The following is a 20,426-nucleotide window of genomic DNA, read 5'->3' on the forward strand; positions in this document are numbered from 1 at the left end:
TAGCCACCGGGACGCAGTCGTACGGTGACAGGCCGTCGTCAGGTGGCGTCGGAGTCGTACGGCGGGCGCTCGGGCGCGTCCGGCTTGTCCTGCTTCTTGAGGAGGTCGGGAGAGGATCCGTTGACGGTCGCGGGGGCGGCGGGGGCGGTCGCCGGGGCCGTCTCGCGGCCGTTGACCGCGTCGGCGACCTCGTTGATCTCCTTCTTGAGGTCGAAGGTGCCGCGCAGCTCCTTCAGCTCCCGCAGGTCCTCGTTGCCGTCCAGCTGCTTCTTGAGGAACGTCTTCGGGTTGAGGTCCTCGAACTCGAAGTCCTTGAACTCCGGGCCGAGCTCGGTGCGGATGTCCTCCTTCGCGCTGTCGGAGAAGTCCTTGACCTTCCTGATGAAGCGCGAGACGTCCTGGATCACCTTGGGCAGCTTGTCGGGCCCGAAGACGAGCACGGCGAGGACGACGAGCGTCACCAGCTCGAGTGCGCCTATGTCGCTGAACACCTAGTAGCTCCTTCTCGCCGGTCCGAGGCCCGGTCCACGGTACCCGCCGAACCTGTCGGTCGGGTACCTCGTGGCGACCACCACATGGCGGTCGGGTTCCGTCGGGTTTCCGTCAGGTTCCCTGCGAGGACCCCAGGGTCAGGGTCTTGTTCAGCTCCTTGCCGCCGCGGGTCAGCGTCAGCTCCAGCTGGTCGCCGGGACGGTGGGCGCGGATCTTCACGATCAACTCCTCGCCGTTGTGCACGCGCTGGCCGTCGACCTTGGTGATGACGTCACCCGGACGGAGTCCCGCCTTGGCGGCCGGACCGCCGGGCGTGACGGAGGCGGCGCCGTCCTTGCCCTTCTCGCCGACGCGGGCGCCGTCGCCGGTGTACTGCATGTCGAGGCTCACACCGATGACGGGGTGGGTGGCCTTGCCGGTGTTGATGAGCTCCTCGGCGACCCGCTTGCCCTGGTTGATCGGTATCGCGAAGCCGAGGCCGATCGAGCCGGGCTGGCTCGCGCTGCCCTCGCCGTCGCCCGAGCCGCCGCCGCCCGCGGCGCGGATGGCGCTGTTGATGCCGATGACCCGGCCCTTGGAGTCGAGCAGCGGGCCGCCGGAGTTGCCGGGGTTGATGGGGGCGTCGGTCTGGAGGGCGTCGACGTAGCTGATGTCCGTGCCGTCGCCCTTCTCGCCGCCCGCGGTGATCGGGCGCTCCTTGGCGCTGATGATCCCGGAGGTGACCGTGTTGGAGAGGTCGAAGGGGGCGCCGATGGCGACCACGGGGTCGCCGACGCGGACGTTGTCGGAGTTGCCGAGGGCGAGCGGCTTGAGGCCGGAGACGCCGGTGACCCGGACGACGGCGAGGTCGTAGCCGGAGTCCTTGCCGACGAGCCTGGCGCGGGCCGTCTCGCCGCTGGAGAAGGTCACCGAGATCTCGCCGGAGGACTCGGCGGCGTCCACCACGTGGTTGTTGGTGAGGATGTGGCCCTTGGTGTCCAGGACGAAGCCGGTGCCGGTGCCGGAGGAGCCGCCGCCGCTGACGTGCAGGGTGACGACGCCGGGCAGGGCGCCGGCGGCGATGCCGGCGACGCTCTCGGGGGCACGGTCGAGCTCACCGGCCTCGGCCTGCGGCAGCTCGACGGTGGTGAGGCCGTTGTTCCGCTCGACGTACGCACCGACGCCGCCGCCGATGACCCCGGTGATCAGCGCGAACACCAGGGCACCGGCGACCGCGAGCCCCTTGCGGGACTTCTTCGCGGCGGCGGGCTGCGGGGCGGCGGCGGGCCCGCCCCAGGGGTCGTACTGCATCCAGGGCGCGCCGGCACCCTGCTGCGGGGGTACGGGAGGCACGGCGCCCTGTGGCGGTACGGAGGCGGGCGCGGGCGCGGCGGGCGCGGCGGCGGGATGCTGCACGGGCGGCGCGGGCGCCCACGGCCCGGGCTCGCCGTACGGCGGGGTCCGGTACTCGTCGGGCGCGTGCAGGGGCTGGGCCTGCGCGGGGGCGGCCGTCCCGTGTTCCGCGGCGGCCGGTTCGGCCGGCGCGGCGGGCTCGCCCTTGGTCAGGAGCACGGTGGGCTCGGCAGGCTCGGTGGGCTCGCCGTGGCCGGCCGCGGGCGCGGCCGGTGCGGTCGGCCCGGCAGGCTCCGCCTGCGCCGCCGGGGCGGTGGATCCGGCGGCTTCGGCCGACACGTCCGGAGCGGCGGCCTCGGCGGCACCGGCCGGCTCGGCGGACGTCGCCGGGGCGGACGGCGTCGCCGGGGCGGCGGCCGGTTCGGCCGCCGCACCGGATATGTCACCCGGCGGCTGGGGCGCGGGCAGCGGGAAGTCGCCGTCGGCCCCGTCGGGCGCCGGCTCCCGGGCAGGCTCCGGTGCCGTCGAAGGCCGGCTCCACCAGTTCGGCTTCCCGTCGTTCATGCTCTCCCCGCAACCGCTGACCCGTCCGCGCCCCCTGACGCGGGCGTCGCTGTCCCTGGATTCAACCAGGTCGGGGGTCAGCGGTGGGAGCCGAGAGGCACGTTCGTCGGGCTGGCGACCGGGCCGGGCGCGGGGGCGAAGGACAGATCGAGGGCCTGGTGCGTCGGCCGTATGAACGGCGAGAGCGCGAAGAACGACCGCATGGCCTGGTCCCGGAGCCGCGCCTGCGCCTCGGAGCCGCCGCCGGACCGCCGCACGTCCACCGGGACCGCGCCCGAGGGGACGGTGCCGGTACCGGCCGCCCGGGAGACGGGCGCGCCGCTGTGGGCGGCGAGCGGGACGAGCGGGACGAACGGCTCCTCGGCGACCGTCTGGGCGCCGCGCTCGCCGGAGCGCGTACCGCGCACGGCCGAGGTGGTGCCGCCCGCGCCGCCGGACGTGGAGGTGCGCACCGGGGTGACGGCGCTGCCCGTGCCCTGGCCGCCGCGGCCGCTCGCGGTGACCGAGGTCTCCGCGGGCAGCGTGCCGCCGAGGGCGATGGCCGCGAAGGAGACCGCGCTGGCCGCGGCGAAGGCGAAGCGCCGTCCGCGCCCGGACGGGCCGGAGGCGCGGTCGCCCACGTCGTGGACCCGGAAGCCGCCGGTGGAGCGGCCGGCGCCGGGGGTGACCACGGCGGCGGTGGCGAACCCGTCGGACTTCAGGACGGCGGAGCCGAGGAGCTCTTCGAGGGGCCCTCGGGGGGCTCCGGGTCCGCCGGATCCGCCGGGTCCGCCCGACGGGTCACCTGGTCCCCCGGGCAGCCCCTGGAGGCGCGCGAGGAAGCCCTCGGAGGGCGGCGGGGGCGCCGCGGAGGCGAAGACGCTCTTCAGGGCGCGCTGCGCGTCGGCCTCGGCCTTGCAGCGCGGACAGGTCGCGAGGTGCGCGAGCACCCGCTCGCGGGCGTCGTGGCCGAGCTCACCGTCGACGAGCGCGGCGAGCCGGTCCCCGAGGTGGTGCTCCGCGGAGCTCGACGAGGAGGGACGTGTGCCGCTCACGCTGTCCCGGCCTCCCATCCGACGGTGGCCAGCGCACGCTCCGCCCGGGCCTCGGGCGAGCGGTGCTTGAGGGCCTTGCGCAGGTGGGAGCGGCCGCGGTGGATACGGCTGCGGACGGTGCCGAGCTTCACGCCGAGGGTCGCGGCGATCTCCTCGTACGACAGCCCTTCGATGTCGCAGAGGACGACGGCCGCGCGGAACTCGGGCGCGAGGGTGTCGAGTGCCTGCTGCACGTCGGCGTCGAAGTGGGTGTCGTTGAACACCTGCTGCGGGGAGGGCTCACGGCTGGGAAGCCGCTCGGCGGCGTCGTCGGCGAGCGCGTCGAAGCGGATGCGCTGCTTGCGGCGGACCATGTCGAGGAAGAGGTTGGTGGTGATGCGGTGGAGCCAGCCCTCGAAGGTGCCGGGGGTGTACGTCGACAGCGAGCGGAAGACGCGGACGAAGACCTCCTGGGTGAGGTCCTCGGCGTCGTGCTGGTTGCCCGTGAGGCGGTAGGCGAGGCGGTAGACCCTGCCACTGTGCGTGCTGACGATCTCCTCCCACGTGGGAGGGGTCCACGCCTGCGATTCCGCGTCCGATGCGAAGGTCGCGGTGGTGGGTGCGGAGTCGGCGGTGCGGATTCGGTCAGCGGTGTTTGTCACGGATTTCGGCTCACCCGCCGACCTGAGAAGACGTCGAAGCCGCCCTCCCCGATCCACAGGCGCAGCCGCACCTCCCCTGTCGGCTCTGGTGGTGTCCAGTGGAGTCCCTACCATAGCCACCTCGCCCGTTAGCTCCGGATAAGAATCTTTACGCGAATTTGGGAGTGGACTCGCCCGGCTCCCGACGTCGCTGCCTGCCCCCTGTGAACGCCCGGTCCCATCTGCGGGTTCCCGCTGACAGCGGATACAGTCACCGTTGCGTCAACTACGGGGACAGGAGAGGGCCATTACCGCCAACCGGCAGACGGGCTGGTCGTTCGCCGACGCCTACGTCGCCGAGGACGAGGCTCTGCGCTGGGCCCGGGACCGGGCCAGGGAGGCAGGGCTGCCTTCGGTGTCCCCGTCCGCCGGTGGGGCCTTGCGTCTGCTGGCGGCGACGGCGGACGCCAAGGCGGTGGCCGAGATCGGTACCGGCACGGGCGTGTCGGGCATCTACCTGCTGGCCGGGATGCGGCCCGACGGGGTCCTGACGACGGTGGACCTCCAGCCGGAGCGCCAGCAGCTGGCGAAGACGGCGTTCCGTGCGGCGGGTTTCGCCGGCAACCGGGCGCGGTTCATTCCGGGGCGGGCGCTCGACGTGCTGCCGCGGCTCGCGGACGGCGGGTACGACCTCGTCTTCTGCGACGGCGACCGGCTGGAGTACCTGGACTATCTCGCTGAATCGTTGCGCCTGCTCCGACCTGGGGGTCTTGTCTGCTTCGAGGGCGTCTTCGCGGACGGCAGGACGGTGGATTCGGCGGCGCAGCCGCCGGAGGTCCTGCGGGTGCGGGAGCTGCTCCGGGCGGTGCGGGAGAGCCAGGAGCTGGTGCCGAGCCTGCTGCCGGTGGGCGACGGCCTGCTGTGCGCGGTGCGCCGGGGCTGACGCCCCGTACGCGAAGCTCGTACGCGGAGCGCGGAGCCCGTACGCGGGACCGCCCCCCGGGTACGCCACTGCCCCGGCACGGCGGACCGTCCGGGGCAGTGGTTCAGGAATCGAGGGGTCGGGTCGTCAGCCGACGACCTGCTTGAGGGCGTCGCCCAGCGCCTCGGCCTCACCCGGGGTCAGCTCGACGACAAGCCGACCGCCGCCTTCGAGCGGAACGCGCATGACGATGCCCCGCCCCTCCTTGGTCACCTCGAGCGGGCCGTCACCCGTCCGCGGCTTCATGGCCGCCATGCTTGTTCCCCTTCCTGAAACCAGCTCATTGTCAGCCGGGCAGCTCGTTGATGCGGAGCACGCTTCACCGGCTTCGAACACATTGCTTCCAGGTCATTATCCCGCATCTCAGCACCCGATGACCAACATCGATCCGCATCGCTTGGGCAACGCGCTCGCGCAAAACCACACATTTCGGCGGTCGGCCTGCGATACTGCGCCGCGCCGGATCAAGGCGGAGAGCGGAAATCTTTGACGCAGCTCACATGGGCGACGCGGGTGATCTCCGCCATGCTGGGCGGGTCAACCACGCAATGAGGCGAAGGGAAACCCACACATCATGGCCGACACGGTGCTGTACGAGGTGAGCGACGGGCTCGCCACCATCACGCTCAACCGGCCCGAGGCCATGAACGCGATGAACGTGGCCACGAAGGTCGCCCTCCGCGACGCCGTCGAAACCGCGGCGGCCGACTCCGCCGTCCGGGCGGTCCTCCTCACCGCCGCGGGCGACCGGGCGTTCTGCGTGGGCCAGGACCTCAAGGAGCACGTGGGCCTGCTCATGGCGGACGCCGAGTCCGGCACGCGCGAGACGATGAACACCGTCCGCGACCACTACAACCCGATCGTGCGGGCCCTCACGGGCATGAGGAAGCCGGTCGTGGCGGGCGTGAACGGCGTCGCGGCGGGGGCGGGCTTCGGCTTCGCGCTCGCGGCGGACTTCCGCGTCGTCGCCGACACGGCCGCGTTCAACACGTCCTTCGCGGGGGTCGCGCTCACCTCGGACTCGGGCATGTCCTGGACGCTCCCCCGCCTCGTCGGCGCGAGCCGCGCCTCGGACCTGCTGCTCTTCCCCCGCTCGATCAGCGCCCAGGAGGCGTACGAGCTCGGCATCGCGAACCGTCTGGTCCCCGCCGCCGACCTCGCCACCGAGGCCGAGAAGGTCGCCCGCACCCTCGCCGAGGGCCCCACGGTCGCCTACGCGGCCCTCAAGGAGTCCCTCGCCTACGGCGCCGACCACTCCCTCACCGAGGCCCTGGAGAAGGAGGACGAACTCCAGTCCCTCGCGGGCGCGTCGGAGGACCACACGATCGCGGTCCGCGCCTTCATCGCCAAGGAGAAGCCGAAGTACCTGGGCAGGTGAGCCGGGGCCGGCCGGGGCGGTGGGTACCTACCGCCCGCCCCGGGCCAGGCATCCCTCCACGTGGTCGTCGACCAGTCCGCAGGCCTGCATCAGGGCGTAGGCCGTGGTGGGACCGATGAAGCGGAGGCCCCGCTTCTTGAGGGCCTTGGAGAGGGCCGTCGACTCGTCGGTGATCGCGGGGACCTCCGCGACCGTACGGGGGGCCGGGCGGCCCGGCTCGGGGGCGTACGACCAGATCAGGGCGTCGAGTTCGCCGGGGGACCACTCGGCGAGCACCTTCGCGTTGGCCAGGGTCGCGTCGACCTTGGCGCGGTTGCGGATGATGCCCTCGTCGGCCAGGAGCCGCTCGCGGTCCGTCTCGTCGAAGCCCGCCACCCTGGCGATCCCGAAGCCCGCGAAGGCCTTCCTGAAGCCCTCGCGGCGGCGCAGGATCGTGATCCAGGAGAGGCCCGACTGGAAGGCCTCCAGGCAGAGCCGCTCGAAGAGCGCGTCGTCGCCGTGGACCGGGCGTCCCCACTCGTCGTCGTGGTACGGCGTGTAGTCCTCGGTCGACAGGCCCCAGGGGCAGCGCAGCAGGCCGTCCGGGCCGGGGATCGCCGCGCCGGGGACCGTCTCGGTGGGGGCCGCGGGGGCCGGGTCGGTGGTCGTCATGCCTGCTCGTCCTCTCCGGGCGCGGGGGCCGGGGCGGGGGCCGCCGGGGCGGCGGCGCCGGCGAGCGCGCCCTCCAGCTCCGCGATCCGCGCGTCCCGCTCCGCCAGCTCCGCGCCCAGGCGGACCAGGACGTCGTCCACGTCCGCCATGCGGTAGCCGCGGACCGCGACCGGCAGGCGCAGCGCCTCGACGTCCGCGCGGTCGACCGGGCGGGCCGTCGGCAGCGGGTCGACGAGCTGCTCGGGCGCCACCTCGGGCAGCACCTCGCTGTCCCCGCCGCCGACCACGGCCAGCGTCACCGCGGCCACGACCACGACCATCGTGATGAGCAGAAACCAGAACACTGCGCGCCTCTCCCCGGAGTGGAAAACGTCCCGTGCCGATCGTGCCATGCGCCGCCGACGGCTAGGGTCGCAGGCGAACGAAGACGAGGGAGGACAAAAGGGATGCTGCGCTTGGGACGGCGTGAATTCGGGCCGCACGAGCCGGTGATCATGGCGATCGTGAACCGGACCCCGGATTCCTTCTACGACCAGGGCGCCACCTTCCGCGACGAGCCCGCCCTCGCGCGCGTGGAGCAGGCCGTGGCCGAGGGCGCGGCGATCGTCGACATCGGCGGCGTCAAGGCCGGCCCCGGCGAGGAGGTCACGGCCGAGGAGGAGGCCCGGCGGACCGTCGGGTTCGTGGCGGAGGTACGCCGCCGCCACCCCGACGTGATCATCAGCGTCGACACCTGGCGCGCCGACGTCGGCGCGGCCGTCTGCGAGGCCGGCGCGGACGTCCTCAACGACGCCTGGGGCGGCGTCGACCCCGGTCTCGCCGAGGTCGCCGCCAAGTACGGCGCGGGGCTCGTGTGCACGCACGCGGGCGGCGCGGAGCCGCGGACGCGGCCGCACCGGGTGGAGTACGAGGACGTCATGGCCGACATCCTCCGCGTCACCGTCGGGCTCGCGGAGCGGGCCGTCGCGCTCGGCGTGCGGCGGGACGCGATCATGATCGACCCGGGGCACGACTTCGGGAAGAACACGCGGCACAGCCTGGAGGCCACGCGGCGGCTCGGGGAGATGACCGAGACGGGCTGGCCGGTGCTCGTCTCGCTGTCCAACAAGGACTTCGTCGGGGAGACGCTCGACCGGCCGGTCAAGGAGCGGGTGCTCGGGACGCTCGCGACCACGGCGGTCTCGGCGTGGCTGGGGGCGCAGGTGTACCGCGTGCACGAGGTCGCCGAGACCCGGCAGGTGCTCGACATGGTCGCGTCGATCGCCGGGCACCGGGCTCCCGCCGTCGCCCGGCGCGGGCTGGCGTAGCGGGGCGGGCGCGGGTGGGGTCCGGGGCCGCGCCCCGGCCCCGGACCCCGCGCCTCACCCGCCGGCGGGTGAGGCGGCTACTTGCCCGTCTCCTTGGTGACGAGGGCGACCGCCTCGTCCACGTCGTCCGTCACGTGGAAGAGCAGCAGGTCCCGCTCGCTCGCCTTGCCGCCCGCCACCACCGAGTCCTTCAGCCAGTCCACCAGGCCCTTCCAGTACTCCGTGCCGAACAGCACGATCGGGAAGCGGGTCACCTTGCGGGTCTGGACCAGGGTCAGGGCCTCGAAGAGCTCGTCGAGGGTGCCGAGGCCGCCGGGCAGGACGACGAAGCCCTGCGCGTACTTCACGAACATCGTCTTGCGGACGAAGAAGTAGCGGAAGTTCACGCCGATGTCGACGTGCGGGTTGAGCCCCTGTTCGAAGGGGAGCTCGATCCCGAGGCCCACCGAGACGCCCTTGGCCTCGCGCGCGCCCTTGTTCGCCGCCTCCATCGCGCCCGGCCCGCCGCCCGTGATGACGGCGAAGCCGGCCTCGACGAGCGCGCGGCCGATCCGCACGCCCGCCTCGTACTCCGGTGAGTCCGGCTTCGTGCGGGCCGAGCCGAAGACGCTGATCGCGCTCGGGAGCTCGGCGAGGGCGCCGAAGCCCTCGACGAACTCGGACTGGATCCGCATGACCCGCCAGGGGTCGGTGTGCACCCACTCCGAGTCGCCCTCGGTGTCGAGCAGCCGCTGGTCCGTGGTGCCCGGCTGGACCTGGTCCCTGCGCCTCAGCACCGGCCCCAGACGCTGCTCCTCGGGCTTCGCCATTCCCTCGGGAATGCCCATGGCCTGCTCCCTCCGCCGATCCACTGATCTTCTGGTTGGGTCAGCGTAGGACGACAGAGGTGACGAAACACGAAATTACGGAAGTCAGGCGGTGAGCCATTCCCTGAGGCGTGCCTCGCAGTGGTGGATCCGCTCCACCGGAACGTGCTCGTCGCGCTTGTGCGCGTAGATCGGGTCGCCGGGACCGTAGTTGACGGCCGGCACCCCCAGCGCGCTGAAACGCGCCACGTCCGTCCAGCCGAACTTCGGCTGCGCGCTCCCGCCCACGGCCTTCATGAACGCCTCGGCCGCCGGGTGCGAGAGGCCGGGCAGCGCGCCCGCGCTCTCGTCGTCCACGACGAGCTCGGTGATCCCGCAGCCGTCGAAGTACTCGCGGACGTACGCGAGGGCCTCGGCCGGCGAGCGGTCGGGGGCGTACCGGTAGTTGACGGTCACCGTGCAGGCGTCGGGGATGACGTTGGTGGCGACGCCGCCCTGGATCGCGACCGCGTTCAGGCCCTCGTGGTACTGCAGGCCGTCGATGACCGGCTTGCGCGGCTCGTACGCGGCGAGGCGGGCCAGGATGGGGGCGGCGGCGTGGATGGCGTTGGAGCCCATCCAGGAGCGCGCGGAGTGGGCGCGCTCGCCGGCGGTGTGCAGGATCACCCGCAGCGTGCCCTGGCAGCCGCCCTCGACCTGCGCGTCCGAGGGCTCCAGGAGGACGGCGAAGTCGCCTTCCAGCCAGTCCGGGTGCGCCCCGGCGATCTTGCCGAGGCCGTTGAGGTCGGCGGCGACCTCCTCGTTGTCGTAGAAGACGAACGTGAGGTCCCGGTTGGGCTCGGGGACGGTGGCGGCGATCCGGAGCTGGAGGGCGACGCCGGACTTCATGTCGCTCGTCCCGCAGCCCCAGAGGATGCCGTTCTCGTCGAGCCGCGAGGGCACGTTGTCGGCGATCGGCACGGTGTCGATGTGCCCGGCGAGGACGACCCGCTCGCCGTGGCCGAGGTTCGTGCGCGCGACGACGTTGTTGCCGTACCGGTCGACGGTGAGGTGCGGGAGGGCGCGCAGGGCCTCCTCGATGGCGTCCGCGAGCGGCTCCTCCGTACCGCTCACGGACGGGAAGTCGACGAGTGCGGCGGTGAGCGCGGCTCCGTCCTGGAAGAGGTCCAGCCGGGTCCCGTGCGGAGTGATGTCAGCCATGTGCCGACCCTAACCCGCCCTCCAGTACGGTGGGCCCCGTGTCCGAGCCCACCCGCACCGCCCGTCGCCGCCGGCCCGCCCGTCGCGGTCGTCTCGCCCGCACCGCGGCCACCTTCGTCGCGCTCGCCGGCCTTGCCTCGTACGTGGCGTTCCATCAGGTCACCGGCAGCAAGGGCACGCCTCGGTGCAGCGTCGGGACGGGTGACAACCGGTACGAGTTCACTCCGGAGCAGGCGTCCAACGCGGCGACGATCTCGGCCGTCGGGACGTCGCGCGGGCTGCCCGAGCGGGCGGTGACGATCGCGCTCGCCACCGCGCTCCAGGAGTCGGCGCTGCGGAACATCGAGCACGGCGACCGGGACTCCCTCGGCCTCTTCCAGCAGCGGCCGTCGATGGGGTGGGGGACGCCCGCGCAGATCATGGATCCGGTCTACTCCGCCGGGAAGTTCTACGAGGGCCTGGAGAAGGTCCCCGGATACTCGCGGCTGCCGCTGACGGTGGCCGCGCAGAAGGTGCAGAAGAGCGGTTTCCCGCAGGCGTACGCGAAGCACGAGCCCGACGCGACCCTCCTCTCCGCCGCGCTCACCGGCCGCGCCCCGGCCGCCCTGACGTGTACGGCGAGCGACCTGAAGGGCGAGCCCGGCGATCCGTCGAAGGTGCGGGCGGAGCTGGTACGCGCCTTCGGCGAGCGGGCGGCGCCCACGGCGGTCACCGGCGGGTCGAGCGCGGGCCGCTCGGCGGCGGAGCCGCCGCTGCTCGTGGTGCCGGTCGGCGCGAAGGCGGACTCGGGGGCGGGCAAGCGGCGCGGGTGGGAGCTCGCGCAGTGGGCGGTCGCGCGGGCGGACGAGCTCCGCGTCGTCGAGGTCGCGTACGACGGGCGGGTCTGGCGTGCCGCCGACGCGTCCGGGGGGTGGGAGAAGTCCTCGGGGTCCTCGGGGTCGCCGGGGGACGGCGCCTCCTCCGACACCGCGCAGGTGCGCGTCCGGCTCGCGAAGTAGCCGTCCGGCGTTCCCCTCGGTGCGCTCGCCCGTGCGGGCCTTCACTCTCCCGTGTCACGCGCCCGGCGCGAATTCCCGGTGTTTCCACGGCACTTCACGCCGTCCCGCGCACGCCATGGTTGGACCCGTCACTTCCCTTGCGGGACAAGGGAAGTGACGGTTCGCCAATCTCTCGCTCAATGATCGCGTTCGTCCGCTTTCCTCCCCACCCGACAATACGACGCATTGCCAACTCTTTACCTTCGACTTCCGCAACCAACCCTCCCCCAGGGCCGGTTGTCACTGCGTCCGAACACCACTCGTCGCACCCTGTCGAAGGAGCACCATGTCCCTCCCCCTGACCCGCCGGATCGCCCGCGCCGCCCTCCTCATCGCGGCCGGAGCCCCCGTGGTCGTCGGTGCGGCCGGTTCCGCGAGCGCCCTGGACAGCTCGCCCGTGGGCGCCGTCGGCGGCCTCTCCGCCCTCGACGCCGCCGGAGCGGGCAGCGCCGTCGACGGCGCCTCGCAGGCCGCCACGGGCGTCGTCGGCGCCACCGGCAGCGAGGCCGTCGGCACGGCCGTCCCGGCCGCGGGCAAGACCGTCGGCGCGACCGCCAAGACCGCCACCCCGGCCGCCCAGGAGGTCGCCGGCGAGGCCGCGGGCAGCACCGGCGAGGCCGTCGGCAAGACCGCCGGCGCCGCCGCCGAGAGCGCGGGCTCCCCGGCCCCCGCCGCCCCGTCCCTCGGCGGCCTCCCGGTCGGCGGCGGCCTGCCGACCAACGGCCTCCCGTCGGGCCTGCCGATCGGCTGACCCACGAGACGCCGGTACGCCGGTACGCGGTACGCCGGAGGCCCGGGGAGCGTCACCTGCTCCCCGGGCCTCCGGCGTACCCGCACGCGTGCGGACGGGACGGGCTACCCGAGCCGCTTCACCGCGGCCGCCACGCGCTCGTCCGTCGCCGTGAACGCCACCCGCACGAACCGCTCCCCGGCCTCGCCGTAGAAGTCGCCGGGCGCCACGAGGATGCCCTTCTCGGCGAGGTACGCCACGGTCTCCCAGCACGGCTCGTCCCGGGTCGCCCACAGGTACAGGCTCGCCTCGCTGTGCTCGATCCGGAAGCCGTGCGCCTCCAGGGCCGCCCGCAGCGCCGCCCGCCGGGCCGCGTACCGCTCGCGCTGCTCCGCCACGTGCGCGTCGTCGCCGAGCGCCGCCACGGTCGCCGCCTGCACGGGCGCGGCGGTCATCATGCCGCCGTGCTTGCGGATCCGGAGCAGCTCGCCGAGGACGGCCGCGTCGCCCGCGACGAACGCGGCGCGGTAGCCGGCCAGGTTGGAGCGCTTGGAGAGCGAGTGGACGGCGACGATGCCCTCGTACGAGCCGCCGGAGACGTCCTCGTGCAGCACGGAGACCGGCTCGGCCTCCCAGCCGAGCTCCAGGTAGCACTCGTCGGAGAAGACGAGGACGCCGTGCTCGCGAGCCCAGGCCACGATCCGGGTCAGCTCGTCCCTGCCGAGGACCTTGCCGGTCGGGTTCGACGGGGAGTTGAGCCAGAGCAGCCTGACCGCGGCCGGGTCGAGGTCGGCCACCGGGTCGTCGTAGACGACGGGGGTCGCGCCGCAGAGCCGCGCGCCCACCTCGTACGTCGGGTAGGCGAGGCGCGGGTACGCGACGACGTCACCGGCGCCGAGACCGAGCTGCGTCGGCAGCCAGGCCACGAGCTCCTTGGAGCCGACGACCGGCAGGACGTTCTCGTGGGCGAAGCCGACCGCCCCGAGGCGCCGCTCGCACCAGCCCGTGAGCGCGTCCCTGAGCTCCTTCGTCCCCCACACGGTGGGATAGCCCGGCGAGTCCGCCGCCGCGACCAGGGCCTCCTGGATCAGCGCGGGGACCGGGTCGACGGGCGTGCCGACCGAGAGGTCCACGATTCCGTCGGGGTGGGACAGGGCCGTCGTCTTGTACGGCTCCAGCTTGTCCCAGGGGAAGACGGGCAGGCGCGAAGAGACTGCGCTCACGGGTTGGCTCTCACTTCCTGTACGTGCGGGAAAACGCCTCGGTCCCGCACGGCGACCGAAGGCCGTGCGGGACCGGAAGCGCGGTCGTTCTCTCAGCCGTTCTGCGGCGGGAGCGCGGCGATGAAGGGGTGGTCACGGTCGATCTCACCGAGCTTGGAGGCGCCACCGGGCGAACCGAGCTCGTCGAAGAACTCGACGTTCGCCTTGTAGTAGTCCTTCCACTCCTCCGGGGTGTCGTCCTCGTAGAAGATCGCTTCCACCGGGCACACCGGCTCACAGGCCCCGCAGTCGACGCATTCGTCCGGGTGGATGTACAAGGACCGCTTGCCCTCGTAGATGCAGTCGACGGGGCACTCCTCGATGCACGCCTTGTCCTTCACGTCGACACAAGGCTGCGCGATGACGTAAGTCACGCTGTCGTTCCTCCTCGATAGGGCTGGTCTGCGCGGGAGCGCGGCGTCGTCGATGCCCGCACCTAGTATCTCCGTTCTTGGGGGCGATCCGAACAGGAGGGGCGGAGAAGCTGTGGAAATCATCGGCGGAGGACGGCTCGAGGTCCGCGTCACCGGCGCTGACGTGGGAAAACGCGTCTCCGTCCGGTACGTGACGGACTCGGGGACGAGGGGTGAGAAGTACACCGACGCGGTCGGAGTTCTCACATCGTGGGACTCCGGTGTGCTGCTGATCACACGAAAGAGCGGCGAGACCGTCAGAATCGACGAGGTCTCCCTGGTGGCGGGGAAGGTCGTACCCCCCGCTCCCGCCCGCCGGAAGGGTCCCGCCGCCACCTTCGCCGAGCTCGCCCGGGCCACCGCGCGCGCGTGGCAGCCGTCCGAGAGCGAGGCGCTCGGGGAGTGGACCCTGCGGGCCGCCGACGGCCTGACCCGGCGCGCCAACTCCGTGCTCCCGCTCGGAGATCCCGGCATGCCCGTGCCGGACGCGCTCGACCGCGTACGGGAGTGGTACGCGGCCCGCGGCCTGCCCCCGTTCGTCCAGGTCGCCACCGGCGCCGAGGGGACGCAGGAGCTGCTGGGCGCCGCGCTCGACCGGTACGGCTGGAAGCGCGAGGTCTCCGCCGAGGTGCGGATCGCGGCGCTCGCCCCGATCGGCGACGCGGACGCGGACGTGTCCGCCGTACGGCTCACGCGGACGCTCGAGGAGCCCTGGCTCCGCTGCTACCGCCCCGGCGACTCCCGCCCCGTCGTCCGCACGGTGCTCGGCGCCGGTCCGAGTGTGTGGTTCGCGTCCGTGGCGGGCACGGGAGGGGTACCGGCGGCGATCGGGCGCTGCGTGGTCGACGGCCGCTGGGCGGGCTTCATGGCCATAGAGGTCGCCCCCGACCGGCGCCGGCAGGGCCTGGCCTCGGCCGTCATGACCGCGCTCGCCCGGCAGGCGCTCGACGAGGGCGCCTCGGCGGCCTGGCTCCAGGTGGAGGAGGAAAACCACGGCGCCCAGGCGTTGTACGACGGGATGGGCTTCGCGGTCCATCACCACTACCACCACTACCGATGGACGGAGTCGTGACGGAGGCGTGACCGAGGACGGAGCCGGGACGGGCGGACCGGCGGACGAGGGACGCACGGGGGACGGCGGCGCGGCGGGTGACGGCGCCGCGGGCGCGGAAGGGCCGCCAGCCGGGGATCCGGCCGGGAGCCCCGCACCCGGGGGCGGGACGGCGGCCGAGGGGGACCCCGGGGACGCGCCGGCGTCCGGGGACGACGACGCTCCGCCGGGGGACGCACCCGGGCCGGTGCAGTACGCCCTGCCGGAGTACATGACGCCCTACACCTCGCCCGACTACGCGGCGCCCGAGTACGTGACGCCGGAGTACGTGACGCCGGAGACGCCCGACCGCCCGCCGGCCGAGGACGCACCCGACTGGCGGCGGGAGTTCGCCGAGGAGGCGCGGTCCGAGCGGCCCGACCTGGCCCGGCTCTGCCTGCTCGTCGGCGCCGTCGCCGACCCCACCGTCACCCGCGCGGACATCGACGCGGCCGAGATGGAGCTCGACCGGCTCGCCGGACTCGTCCCGTACGCGACCCGCTTCACCGGCGACTGGGCCGCGGAACTCGCCGCGCTCCTCGGTGACCGCGAGGGCTTCGAGGGCGTGCCGGCCGACTACCAGCGCCTGGAGTCCTCGCTCCTGCACGAGGTGCTGCGCCGCCGCAGGGGCCTGCCGATCCTGCTCTCCGTGGTCTGGATGGAGGTCGCCCGCCGCGCGGGCGCGCCCGTGTACGGGCTCGGCCTCCCCGGCCACTTCGTCGTCGGCTTCGGCGACCCCGCCGACCTGGACCTCGCCGACCCCTTCGCCGGCGGCCGGGCGATGACCGGCGCGGACGCGGAGCTCCTCGTGGCCGGCGCGACGGGCGAGGCGCTCGACCGTTCGATGCTGCGGCCCGCCGAACCCGGCGCGATCGTGCTCCGCGTCCTCAACAACATCCGCGCCTGGGCGGCCCCCCGCCCCGAACGCTCGGACGTCGGCCTCTGGGCCGTCGAGCTCTCGCTCCTGCTGCCCTCCCACCCGGCCCGCCTGCGGTACGAGCGGGCCGAACTGCTCGTCCAGCGCGGGGAGTTCCTCACCGGCGCCCTGGAGATGGAGGCGTACGCCCAGATCATGGACGCGGTGGACCCGGAGTCGGCGACGACGATCCGCCGCAGGGCCCTGGCGGCGCGGGCCCGGATGAACTGACCGGGCCCCGCGCCCACATGCCGCGGCCACCTTCCCGGGCGCTTCCGCGTCCGAGGAGGTGGCCGACGGCGGTGTCTCCTACCAGGCGCCCGGGACGCCCTCGGGGTCGGAGCCGAAGACCAGGTCGAGGACCCGGCTCATGCGCGCGTCGTAGACGTGGGCGTCCGTCTGGGCGACGCCCTCGGAGCGGTTGTAGCGCCAGCCGCTGTTGACGCCCTCGAAGTGGCGGTGGTGGATCTTGTCGGTCTTCACGGCTCCCGAGCCCGCGACGCTGTGGACGCGCCACTGCGTGGTCAGCTCGTCCACGACGGCCGGCAGGGCCGCCCACTTCACCGTCGTCGTGCCCTTGGCGCGGTGGTGGTAGTCGGTGAAGCGGCGCTGGCGGTCGGCGGGCATCGGGGTGCGGGTCGCCTTGGCCATCCAGTAGCCGGAGAACATCACGACGCCGGTCTCCGCCTCGGCGGCGTGGTCGAAGACGGACCGGCCGTCGTCGGCGAGCATCAGCTCGTCGATGTCGGCGCTGATCACACCGGCCGCCTGGGACAGGTAGCGGAAGCGGCCGTGCTCCAGGAGCCCGTACTGGCAGTAGTCGGAGTCCCAGACCTTGTTCGGGCCGCCCTGGGGGCCGAAGGGGAAGGGCCAGTCCACGACGACGGCCGTGGTGATGCCGTCCACCTCCGCGATGGCGTCGGCGACGTCCTGCGGGGTGTAGCTCGTGGAGTTGTTGTCGTAGAAGACGATGCCCGTCACGCCGTGCACGAGGTGGTAGTAGCGCAGGAAGTCCTGGATCCAGACCAGGTCGTTGTCCTTGGACTTCGTGATGATCGTGCGCTGCCCGGCGAAGAGGTCCGACTCGTTCGGCTGGATCTCCGCGGTGAACCGGTCGTTGCCCAGGCTGAAGGAGACCTCGCGGCCGCCGCCGGCCCCGGTGATCACCGAGCGCTGCGTGCGGCCCCAGTCGCGGAGGTCGAGGTCGCCCGTGACGTCGGCGCCGTCGACGCGCCAGGCGCCGTTGCCGAGCGGAGCCTTGAGGTTGCTCAGCGGCGGGCCGTTCAGCCACACGTCGTCGCCGTACTGGAAGACGTCGTAGAAGACGGTGCGGTCGTCGAACTGCTCGAGGTACTCGGGCTGCCGGTCCTCCGGCTTGCGCGGCGGGTTGCGGCGGAAGGAGGAGGACTCGGGCAGCGTCACCGCGGCCGGCCGGACCACCTTGATGACCTTGTCCTGCTTCTCCCCGCTCGCCCGGCGCAGGTCCAGGGACCGGCGCGCGAGACGGACCGGCTCGAGGAACTCGTCGAGGGTGAGGGCTCCGGAGCTCCTGCGACGGTCCGCCTCCAGCTCGGCGACGCGGCGGTCGAGGCGAGCTATCTCCGCCCGCAGGTCCTCACCCGAGGCACGGGCGTCCCCGACGGCTCCAGATGTCATTCTCGCTCCCATTCCCGGGCGCCCTCCGGTGGGCCGGTCGCCGGACCACAGCCGGCGGCGGTGCACGCCGAGGAGGACGACGGTTCGCAGTCAATGAAGTGACAAGCATATGGCAGTCCCCCGCGCCACCGGAGTGCCGCTTGACAGGGGCCTTACGGAGCGCCCGGCAGGGGACTTCTCGCGCGTCCCCGTCGGGTCCGGGGACGGACACGGCACTGTGTGACGGGAGCAACACCACAGCGAGAACGAGCGGAAAGGCGCGTGATGGGAATCCCTCTCGACACTGGCAGCTTCGTCGCCCACACCGGTACCGACGTGTACGGGCCGGGGAAGGTCATCGGCGTGGAGGGCGAGCAGCGGCGGGTGCGGTTCACGCACTTCGTGGCCACGATCAAGGCCGCCGACCTGCGGCGCGCGAACGCGGTCGAGACGCGGGAGATCCAGGAGTGGCTGCGCGCGAAGCAGGAGCGGTACGGCGGCGAGTGGTGAGTAGTGAGTGAACGCGGAGGAGCCCCGCCCTGTCCGGGCGGGGCTCCTCCGCGGCGTACGGGCTCGTACGGTCAGCCGTTGGCGGTCAGGGCGATCGTCTTCGTCCGTTCCGCCTTCGTCTTGCCGACCAGCGCGCCGCCCATCACCTTGGCCACGTCGTCGGCGGAGACCTGCTGCTTGGTCCCGTCGGCCTTCGTGATCATGACGCCGTCGAAGGCTCCGTCGAGGAGACGGTCGATCGCCTTCTTGTCGTAGGCCGGGACCAGGCGGCCGTCGACGGCCTGCATGGTGAGGATCTGCGGCAGCGAGCGCGCCGGGCCGAACTGGATCTCCTTGCCGCCCGCCCTGATGGTGATGCGGTCGGACATCGCCGGCTGGGCGAACTCCTTCATCGCCCGGTCCAGCTCCGCCTTCGAGATCGAGGGCTTGAGCGTGGTGACCGGGAGCTGGACGACCCGCTTCTGGCCCGTCTCGACCTGGGCGCGGAAGGCGTCCTTGACCGAGATCATCGAGTGGCGGACGTCCAGGCCGCTGCCGGGCTTGCCCTCGACGGGGGTGATCTTGTTCGGCGCGAAGCGGATGGTCGCCTCGGTGGCCTGCGCGGAGCGGCCCGCGATGTCCGTCAGGGCGACGGCGAGCTTCTCGTCGTCGACCGGGAAGACGGGCTTGGCCACGCGCTCGCCGCCGAAGAGGGATCCGATGACGGAGACCGGGTTGTAGTCGCTGCCGGCGGCCGCGCGGACGGTCTCCTGGGTGTCCAGGGCGAGGCCCGCCTTGTCCGGGGCGAGTTCGACCTTCTTGCCGCCGACGCTGAGCTGGAGCGGCGCGTGGGCGCGCTTGCCGAGGGTCGCCTCCAGGGTGGCGACGGCCTCCTCCTTCGTACCGCCGCCGATGTCCACACCGAGCACGGTGGTGCCCTTGGGGACGTCGGAGTGGTTGAGGAGCAGGCCCGCGCCGTACGCGACGCCCGCGAGGCCGACGACGCCGGCGGCCACCAGGACCAGCTTGGAGCGGCCCTTCTTCGCCTGGGCACGGCTCGGGGCCGGGGCTGCCGGGCGCGGGGCGGGCGCGGGGGCCGGGTTACGGGGCTCCTCGATGCGCGGGGTGAGGTTGGGCCGGGCCGCCGTGGGCGGGACCGCCTGCATCCCGCCGGACAGGGTGTCGCCGGGGACGCGGCCGTGGCCGCCCGGGGCGCCGCCGGGGCCCGCCGGGCGCGGGCCCTGGCCCTGGGGCGGGCGCGGGGCCGGGGCCTGCGGGGTGAGGATCGCCGTGTCGTCGGAGAGACGGGGAGCGGCGGGGGCTCCGGGCGCGCCGGGGCCAGCCGGGGCGCCGGGGCCTTCCTGGCCGCCCGGGAACGGCGCCGCCGGGGTCGGGGCCGTGCCGGGGAACGGGGCCGTCGGGGCCGCCGTCCGGGCGGGCGGGGAGGCGGGGGCGCCGCCGCCGAGGGACGCGGTGCCGGTGACCGGGCCCGCGGTGGGGCCGGTGGGGGCCTGCGGGTTCATGGGGCCGGCACCCATGGGGCCGGCGGGGAGGCCGCCGTCGTACAGGGGCGTGCCCGCCGCCGGAGTCCCGTCGTACATCGGCGTGCCCGCCGCCGGAGTCCCGTCGTACATCGGCGTGCCCGCCGCCGGAGTCCCGTCGTACATCGGGACGCCCTCGGCGGGCGTGCCCATGTCGTACAGCGGGTTGCCCGCGCCCGGGTGCGCTCCCTGCGGGGTCGGGGACGGGGACGGGGTCGGAGCCGGGGTCGGTACCGGGCGGCTCGTCGAGGTCGCGCCGGCCGTCGGGACACCGGAGGTCGCGGAGCCCACGAAGCCCATCGCCTGGGTGTCCGTCACCGACGGGGCGGAGGGGGCCGCGGGAGCGGAGGGGGCGGCGGGGGCCGGCGGGGCCTGGGGTGCGGTCGGGGGCGCCGGGGGCGCCGCCTTGCGCGGGGCGAACCAGTCGCTCGTCTCCTTGGGCTTCGCCTTCGGCGCCTCCTCGGCCGTCACCGGTTCGGGGGCCGCGACGGGCTCGGGCACGGGCTCGACGGCGGGGGCCGCCGCTTCCGGTGCCGGCTCCGCCTCGGCGGCCCCGTCGGCCGCCGCGTCGGCGACCGGGGTGCGGACCACGACCGGCGGGATCGGACGCGAACCCGGGATGTTGATCCGGATCCGGGTCGTCAGCGTCGTCTCGGTCTTGGGCTCCTCCGGCGGCTCGGGCGCGGCGGGGGTCTCCTCCGGCGCGTCCTGCGTGGGGTGGAGCGACGGATACTGGCGGGATCCGTACGGCTGGGTACCCGACGGGTACGCGGCTCCACCGCGCCCCTGGGCGCCGGAGGACGAACTGTCAGTCTCTCGACCAGTTTCACGACTCAAAGCAGGATCTCCCGGTTGGCTCCACCGCCCGCTCTTGCTGAGGCTCGTGTAACCCGGGCGGTTCGGCGGCGCGCACCACCATACTGAACACCGCCGCCGCATACCCGACC

21 protein-coding genes are annotated in these 20,426 nt (G+C 73.5%); 8 read left to right on the forward strand and 13 right to left on the reverse strand.

From position 1 onward, the window contains the following. Positions 1-38: 38 nt before the first annotated feature. The 4 genes from AB0G79_RS29195 to sigE form a co-directional block, all read right to left on the reverse strand. Entirely contained in the window at positions 39-491 is a 453-nt protein-coding gene (locus AB0G79_RS29195) for a sec-independent translocase (RefSeq protein WP_360811644.1), read from the reverse strand. 112 nt (positions 492-603) lie between these two features. Beyond that, entirely contained in the window at positions 604-2,388 is a 1,785-nt protein-coding gene (locus tag AB0G79_RS29200) for a trypsin-like peptidase domain-containing protein (protein WP_360811646.1), read from the reverse strand. 77 nt (positions 2,389-2,465) lie between these two features. Then, the gene (locus AB0G79_RS29205; protein WP_360811648.1) at positions 2,466-3,422 is read right to left on the reverse strand and encodes a zf-HC2 domain-containing protein; all 957 of its coding nucleotides are present in this window, start codon (positions 3,420-3,422) and stop codon (positions 2,466-2,468) included. Then, the gene (sigE, locus tag AB0G79_RS29210; protein ID WP_360811650.1) at positions 3,419-4,177 is read right to left on the reverse strand and encodes an RNA polymerase sigma factor SigE; all 759 of its coding nucleotides are present in this window, start codon (positions 4,175-4,177) and stop codon (positions 3,419-3,421) included. Before sigE ends, AB0G79_RS29205 begins: the two co-directional genes overlap by 4 nt. A 142-nt stretch (positions 4,178-4,319) precedes the next feature. Here sigE and AB0G79_RS29215 point away from each other — a divergent pair, with 142 nt between their 5' ends. Next, positions 4,320-4,985 carry an O-methyltransferase gene (locus AB0G79_RS29215; protein ID WP_360811652.1) on the forward strand — a complete coding sequence of 222 codons (666 nt, stop codon included), beginning with the start codon at positions 4,320-4,322 and terminating at the stop codon, positions 4,983-4,985. Between the two features lie 126 nt (positions 4,986-5,111). Here the strand turns inward: AB0G79_RS29215 and AB0G79_RS29220 are convergent, their stop codons facing one another. After that, positions 5,112-5,279 carry a DUF3117 domain-containing protein gene (locus AB0G79_RS29220; protein WP_360811654.1) on the reverse strand — a complete coding sequence of 56 codons (168 nt, stop codon included), beginning with the start codon at positions 5,277-5,279 and terminating at the stop codon, positions 5,112-5,114. Positions 5,280-5,598: 319 nt separating this feature from the next. Between AB0G79_RS29220 and AB0G79_RS29225 the strand changes: the two genes are divergently transcribed. Further along, positions 5,599-6,402 (forward strand): enoyl-CoA hydratase-related protein, encoded by an 804-nt coding sequence (locus AB0G79_RS29225; RefSeq protein ID WP_360811656.1) that lies wholly within the window; start codon positions 5,599-5,601, stop codon positions 6,400-6,402. Between the two features lie 27 nt (positions 6,403-6,429). On the opposite strand, the gene AB0G79_RS29230 is transcribed toward AB0G79_RS29225, so the two are convergent. Continuing rightward, a complete protein-coding gene (locus AB0G79_RS29230) occupies positions 6,430-7,053 on the reverse strand; it encodes a DNA-3-methyladenine glycosylase I (protein ID WP_360811658.1) in 624 nt (207 codons plus the stop codon). Next, positions 7,050-7,397, reverse strand: a complete 348-nt coding sequence (locus AB0G79_RS29235) for a hypothetical protein (protein ID WP_360811660.1) — start codon at positions 7,395-7,397, stop codon at positions 7,050-7,052. Before AB0G79_RS29235 ends, AB0G79_RS29230 begins: the two co-directional genes overlap by 4 nt. 102 nt (positions 7,398-7,499) lie before the next feature. Between AB0G79_RS29235 and folP the strand changes: the two genes are divergently transcribed. Further along, positions 7,500-8,360, forward strand: coding sequence for a dihydropteroate synthase (gene folP, locus AB0G79_RS29240; RefSeq protein ID WP_360811662.1), 861 nt, complete (start codon positions 7,500-7,502; stop codon positions 8,358-8,360). Positions 8,361-8,437: 77 nt separating this feature from the next. On the opposite strand, the gene AB0G79_RS29245 is transcribed toward folP, so the two are convergent. Together AB0G79_RS29245 and dapE are read right to left on the reverse strand one after the other, a co-directional pair. After that, positions 8,438-9,187 carry a TIGR00730 family Rossman fold protein gene (locus AB0G79_RS29245; RefSeq protein WP_360811664.1) on the reverse strand — a complete coding sequence of 250 codons (750 nt, stop codon included), beginning with the start codon at positions 9,185-9,187 and terminating at the stop codon, positions 8,438-8,440. An 84-nt stretch (positions 9,188-9,271) separates the two neighbouring features. Continuing rightward, entirely contained in the window at positions 9,272-10,366 is a 1,095-nt protein-coding gene (gene dapE, locus AB0G79_RS29250) for a succinyl-diaminopimelate desuccinylase (RefSeq protein WP_360811666.1), read from the reverse strand. Between the two features lie 38 nt (positions 10,367-10,404). Here dapE and AB0G79_RS29255 point away from each other — a divergent pair, with 38 nt between their 5' ends. Next, a complete protein-coding gene (locus tag AB0G79_RS29255) occupies positions 10,405-11,364 on the forward strand; it encodes a hypothetical protein (protein WP_360811668.1) in 960 nt (319 codons plus the stop codon). Between the two features lie 325 nt (positions 11,365-11,689). Continuing rightward, the gene (locus AB0G79_RS29260) at positions 11,690-12,154 is read left to right on the forward strand and encodes an ATP-binding protein (RefSeq protein WP_360811670.1); all 465 of its coding nucleotides are present in this window, start codon (positions 11,690-11,692) and stop codon (positions 12,152-12,154) included. A gap of 104 nt (positions 12,155-12,258) precedes the next feature. Here AB0G79_RS29260 and dapC read toward each other — a convergent pair whose 3' ends face one another. Further along, positions 12,259-13,356 (reverse strand): succinyldiaminopimelate transaminase, encoded by a 1,098-nt coding sequence (gene dapC, locus AB0G79_RS29265; RefSeq protein ID WP_360811672.1) that lies wholly within the window; start codon positions 13,354-13,356, stop codon positions 12,259-12,261. 92 nt (positions 13,357-13,448) lie between these two features. After that, positions 13,449-13,769, reverse strand: coding sequence for a ferredoxin (gene fdxA, locus AB0G79_RS29270; protein WP_360811674.1), 321 nt, complete (start codon positions 13,767-13,769; stop codon positions 13,449-13,451). 112 nt (positions 13,770-13,881) lie between these two features. Between fdxA and AB0G79_RS29275 the strand changes: the two genes are divergently transcribed. Together AB0G79_RS29275 and AB0G79_RS29280 are read left to right on the forward strand one after the other, a co-directional pair. Then, complete coding sequence (locus tag AB0G79_RS29275; RefSeq protein ID WP_360811676.1) at positions 13,882-14,880, forward strand: GNAT family N-acetyltransferase; 999 nt, start codon at positions 13,882-13,884, stop codon at positions 14,878-14,880. Positions 14,881-15,187: 307 nt separating this feature from the next. Next, a complete protein-coding gene (locus AB0G79_RS29280; protein ID WP_360811748.1) occupies positions 15,188-16,045 on the forward strand; it encodes a transglutaminase-like domain-containing protein in 858 nt (285 codons plus the stop codon). A 78-nt stretch (positions 16,046-16,123) separates the two neighbouring features. Here the strand turns inward: AB0G79_RS29280 and AB0G79_RS29285 are convergent, their stop codons facing one another. Then, the gene (locus tag AB0G79_RS29285) at positions 16,124-17,470 is read right to left on the reverse strand and encodes a capsule biosynthesis protein CapZ (RefSeq protein WP_360811678.1); all 1,347 of its coding nucleotides are present in this window, start codon (positions 17,468-17,470) and stop codon (positions 16,124-16,126) included. A 264-nt stretch (positions 17,471-17,734) separates the two neighbouring features. Between AB0G79_RS29285 and AB0G79_RS29290 the strand changes: the two genes are divergently transcribed. Next, on the forward strand, positions 17,735-17,959 hold the full coding sequence (locus AB0G79_RS29290) for a hypothetical protein (protein ID WP_360811750.1): 225 nt from the start codon (positions 17,735-17,737) through the stop codon (positions 17,957-17,959). 71 nt (positions 17,960-18,030) lie between these two features. Here the strand turns inward: AB0G79_RS29290 and AB0G79_RS29295 are convergent, their stop codons facing one another. Beyond that, positions 18,031-20,418: a hypothetical protein gene (locus AB0G79_RS29295; RefSeq protein WP_360811680.1), complete on the reverse strand. Its 2,388-nt coding sequence runs from the start codon at positions 20,416-20,418 to the stop codon at positions 18,031-18,033. Positions 20,419-20,426: the final 8 nt, after the last annotated feature.

Origin of the sequence: Streptomyces sp. NPDC020807, from assembly GCF_040641575.1 — a bacterium.
Classification (GTDB): Bacteria; Actinomycetota; Actinomycetes; order Streptomycetales; family Streptomycetaceae; genus Streptomyces.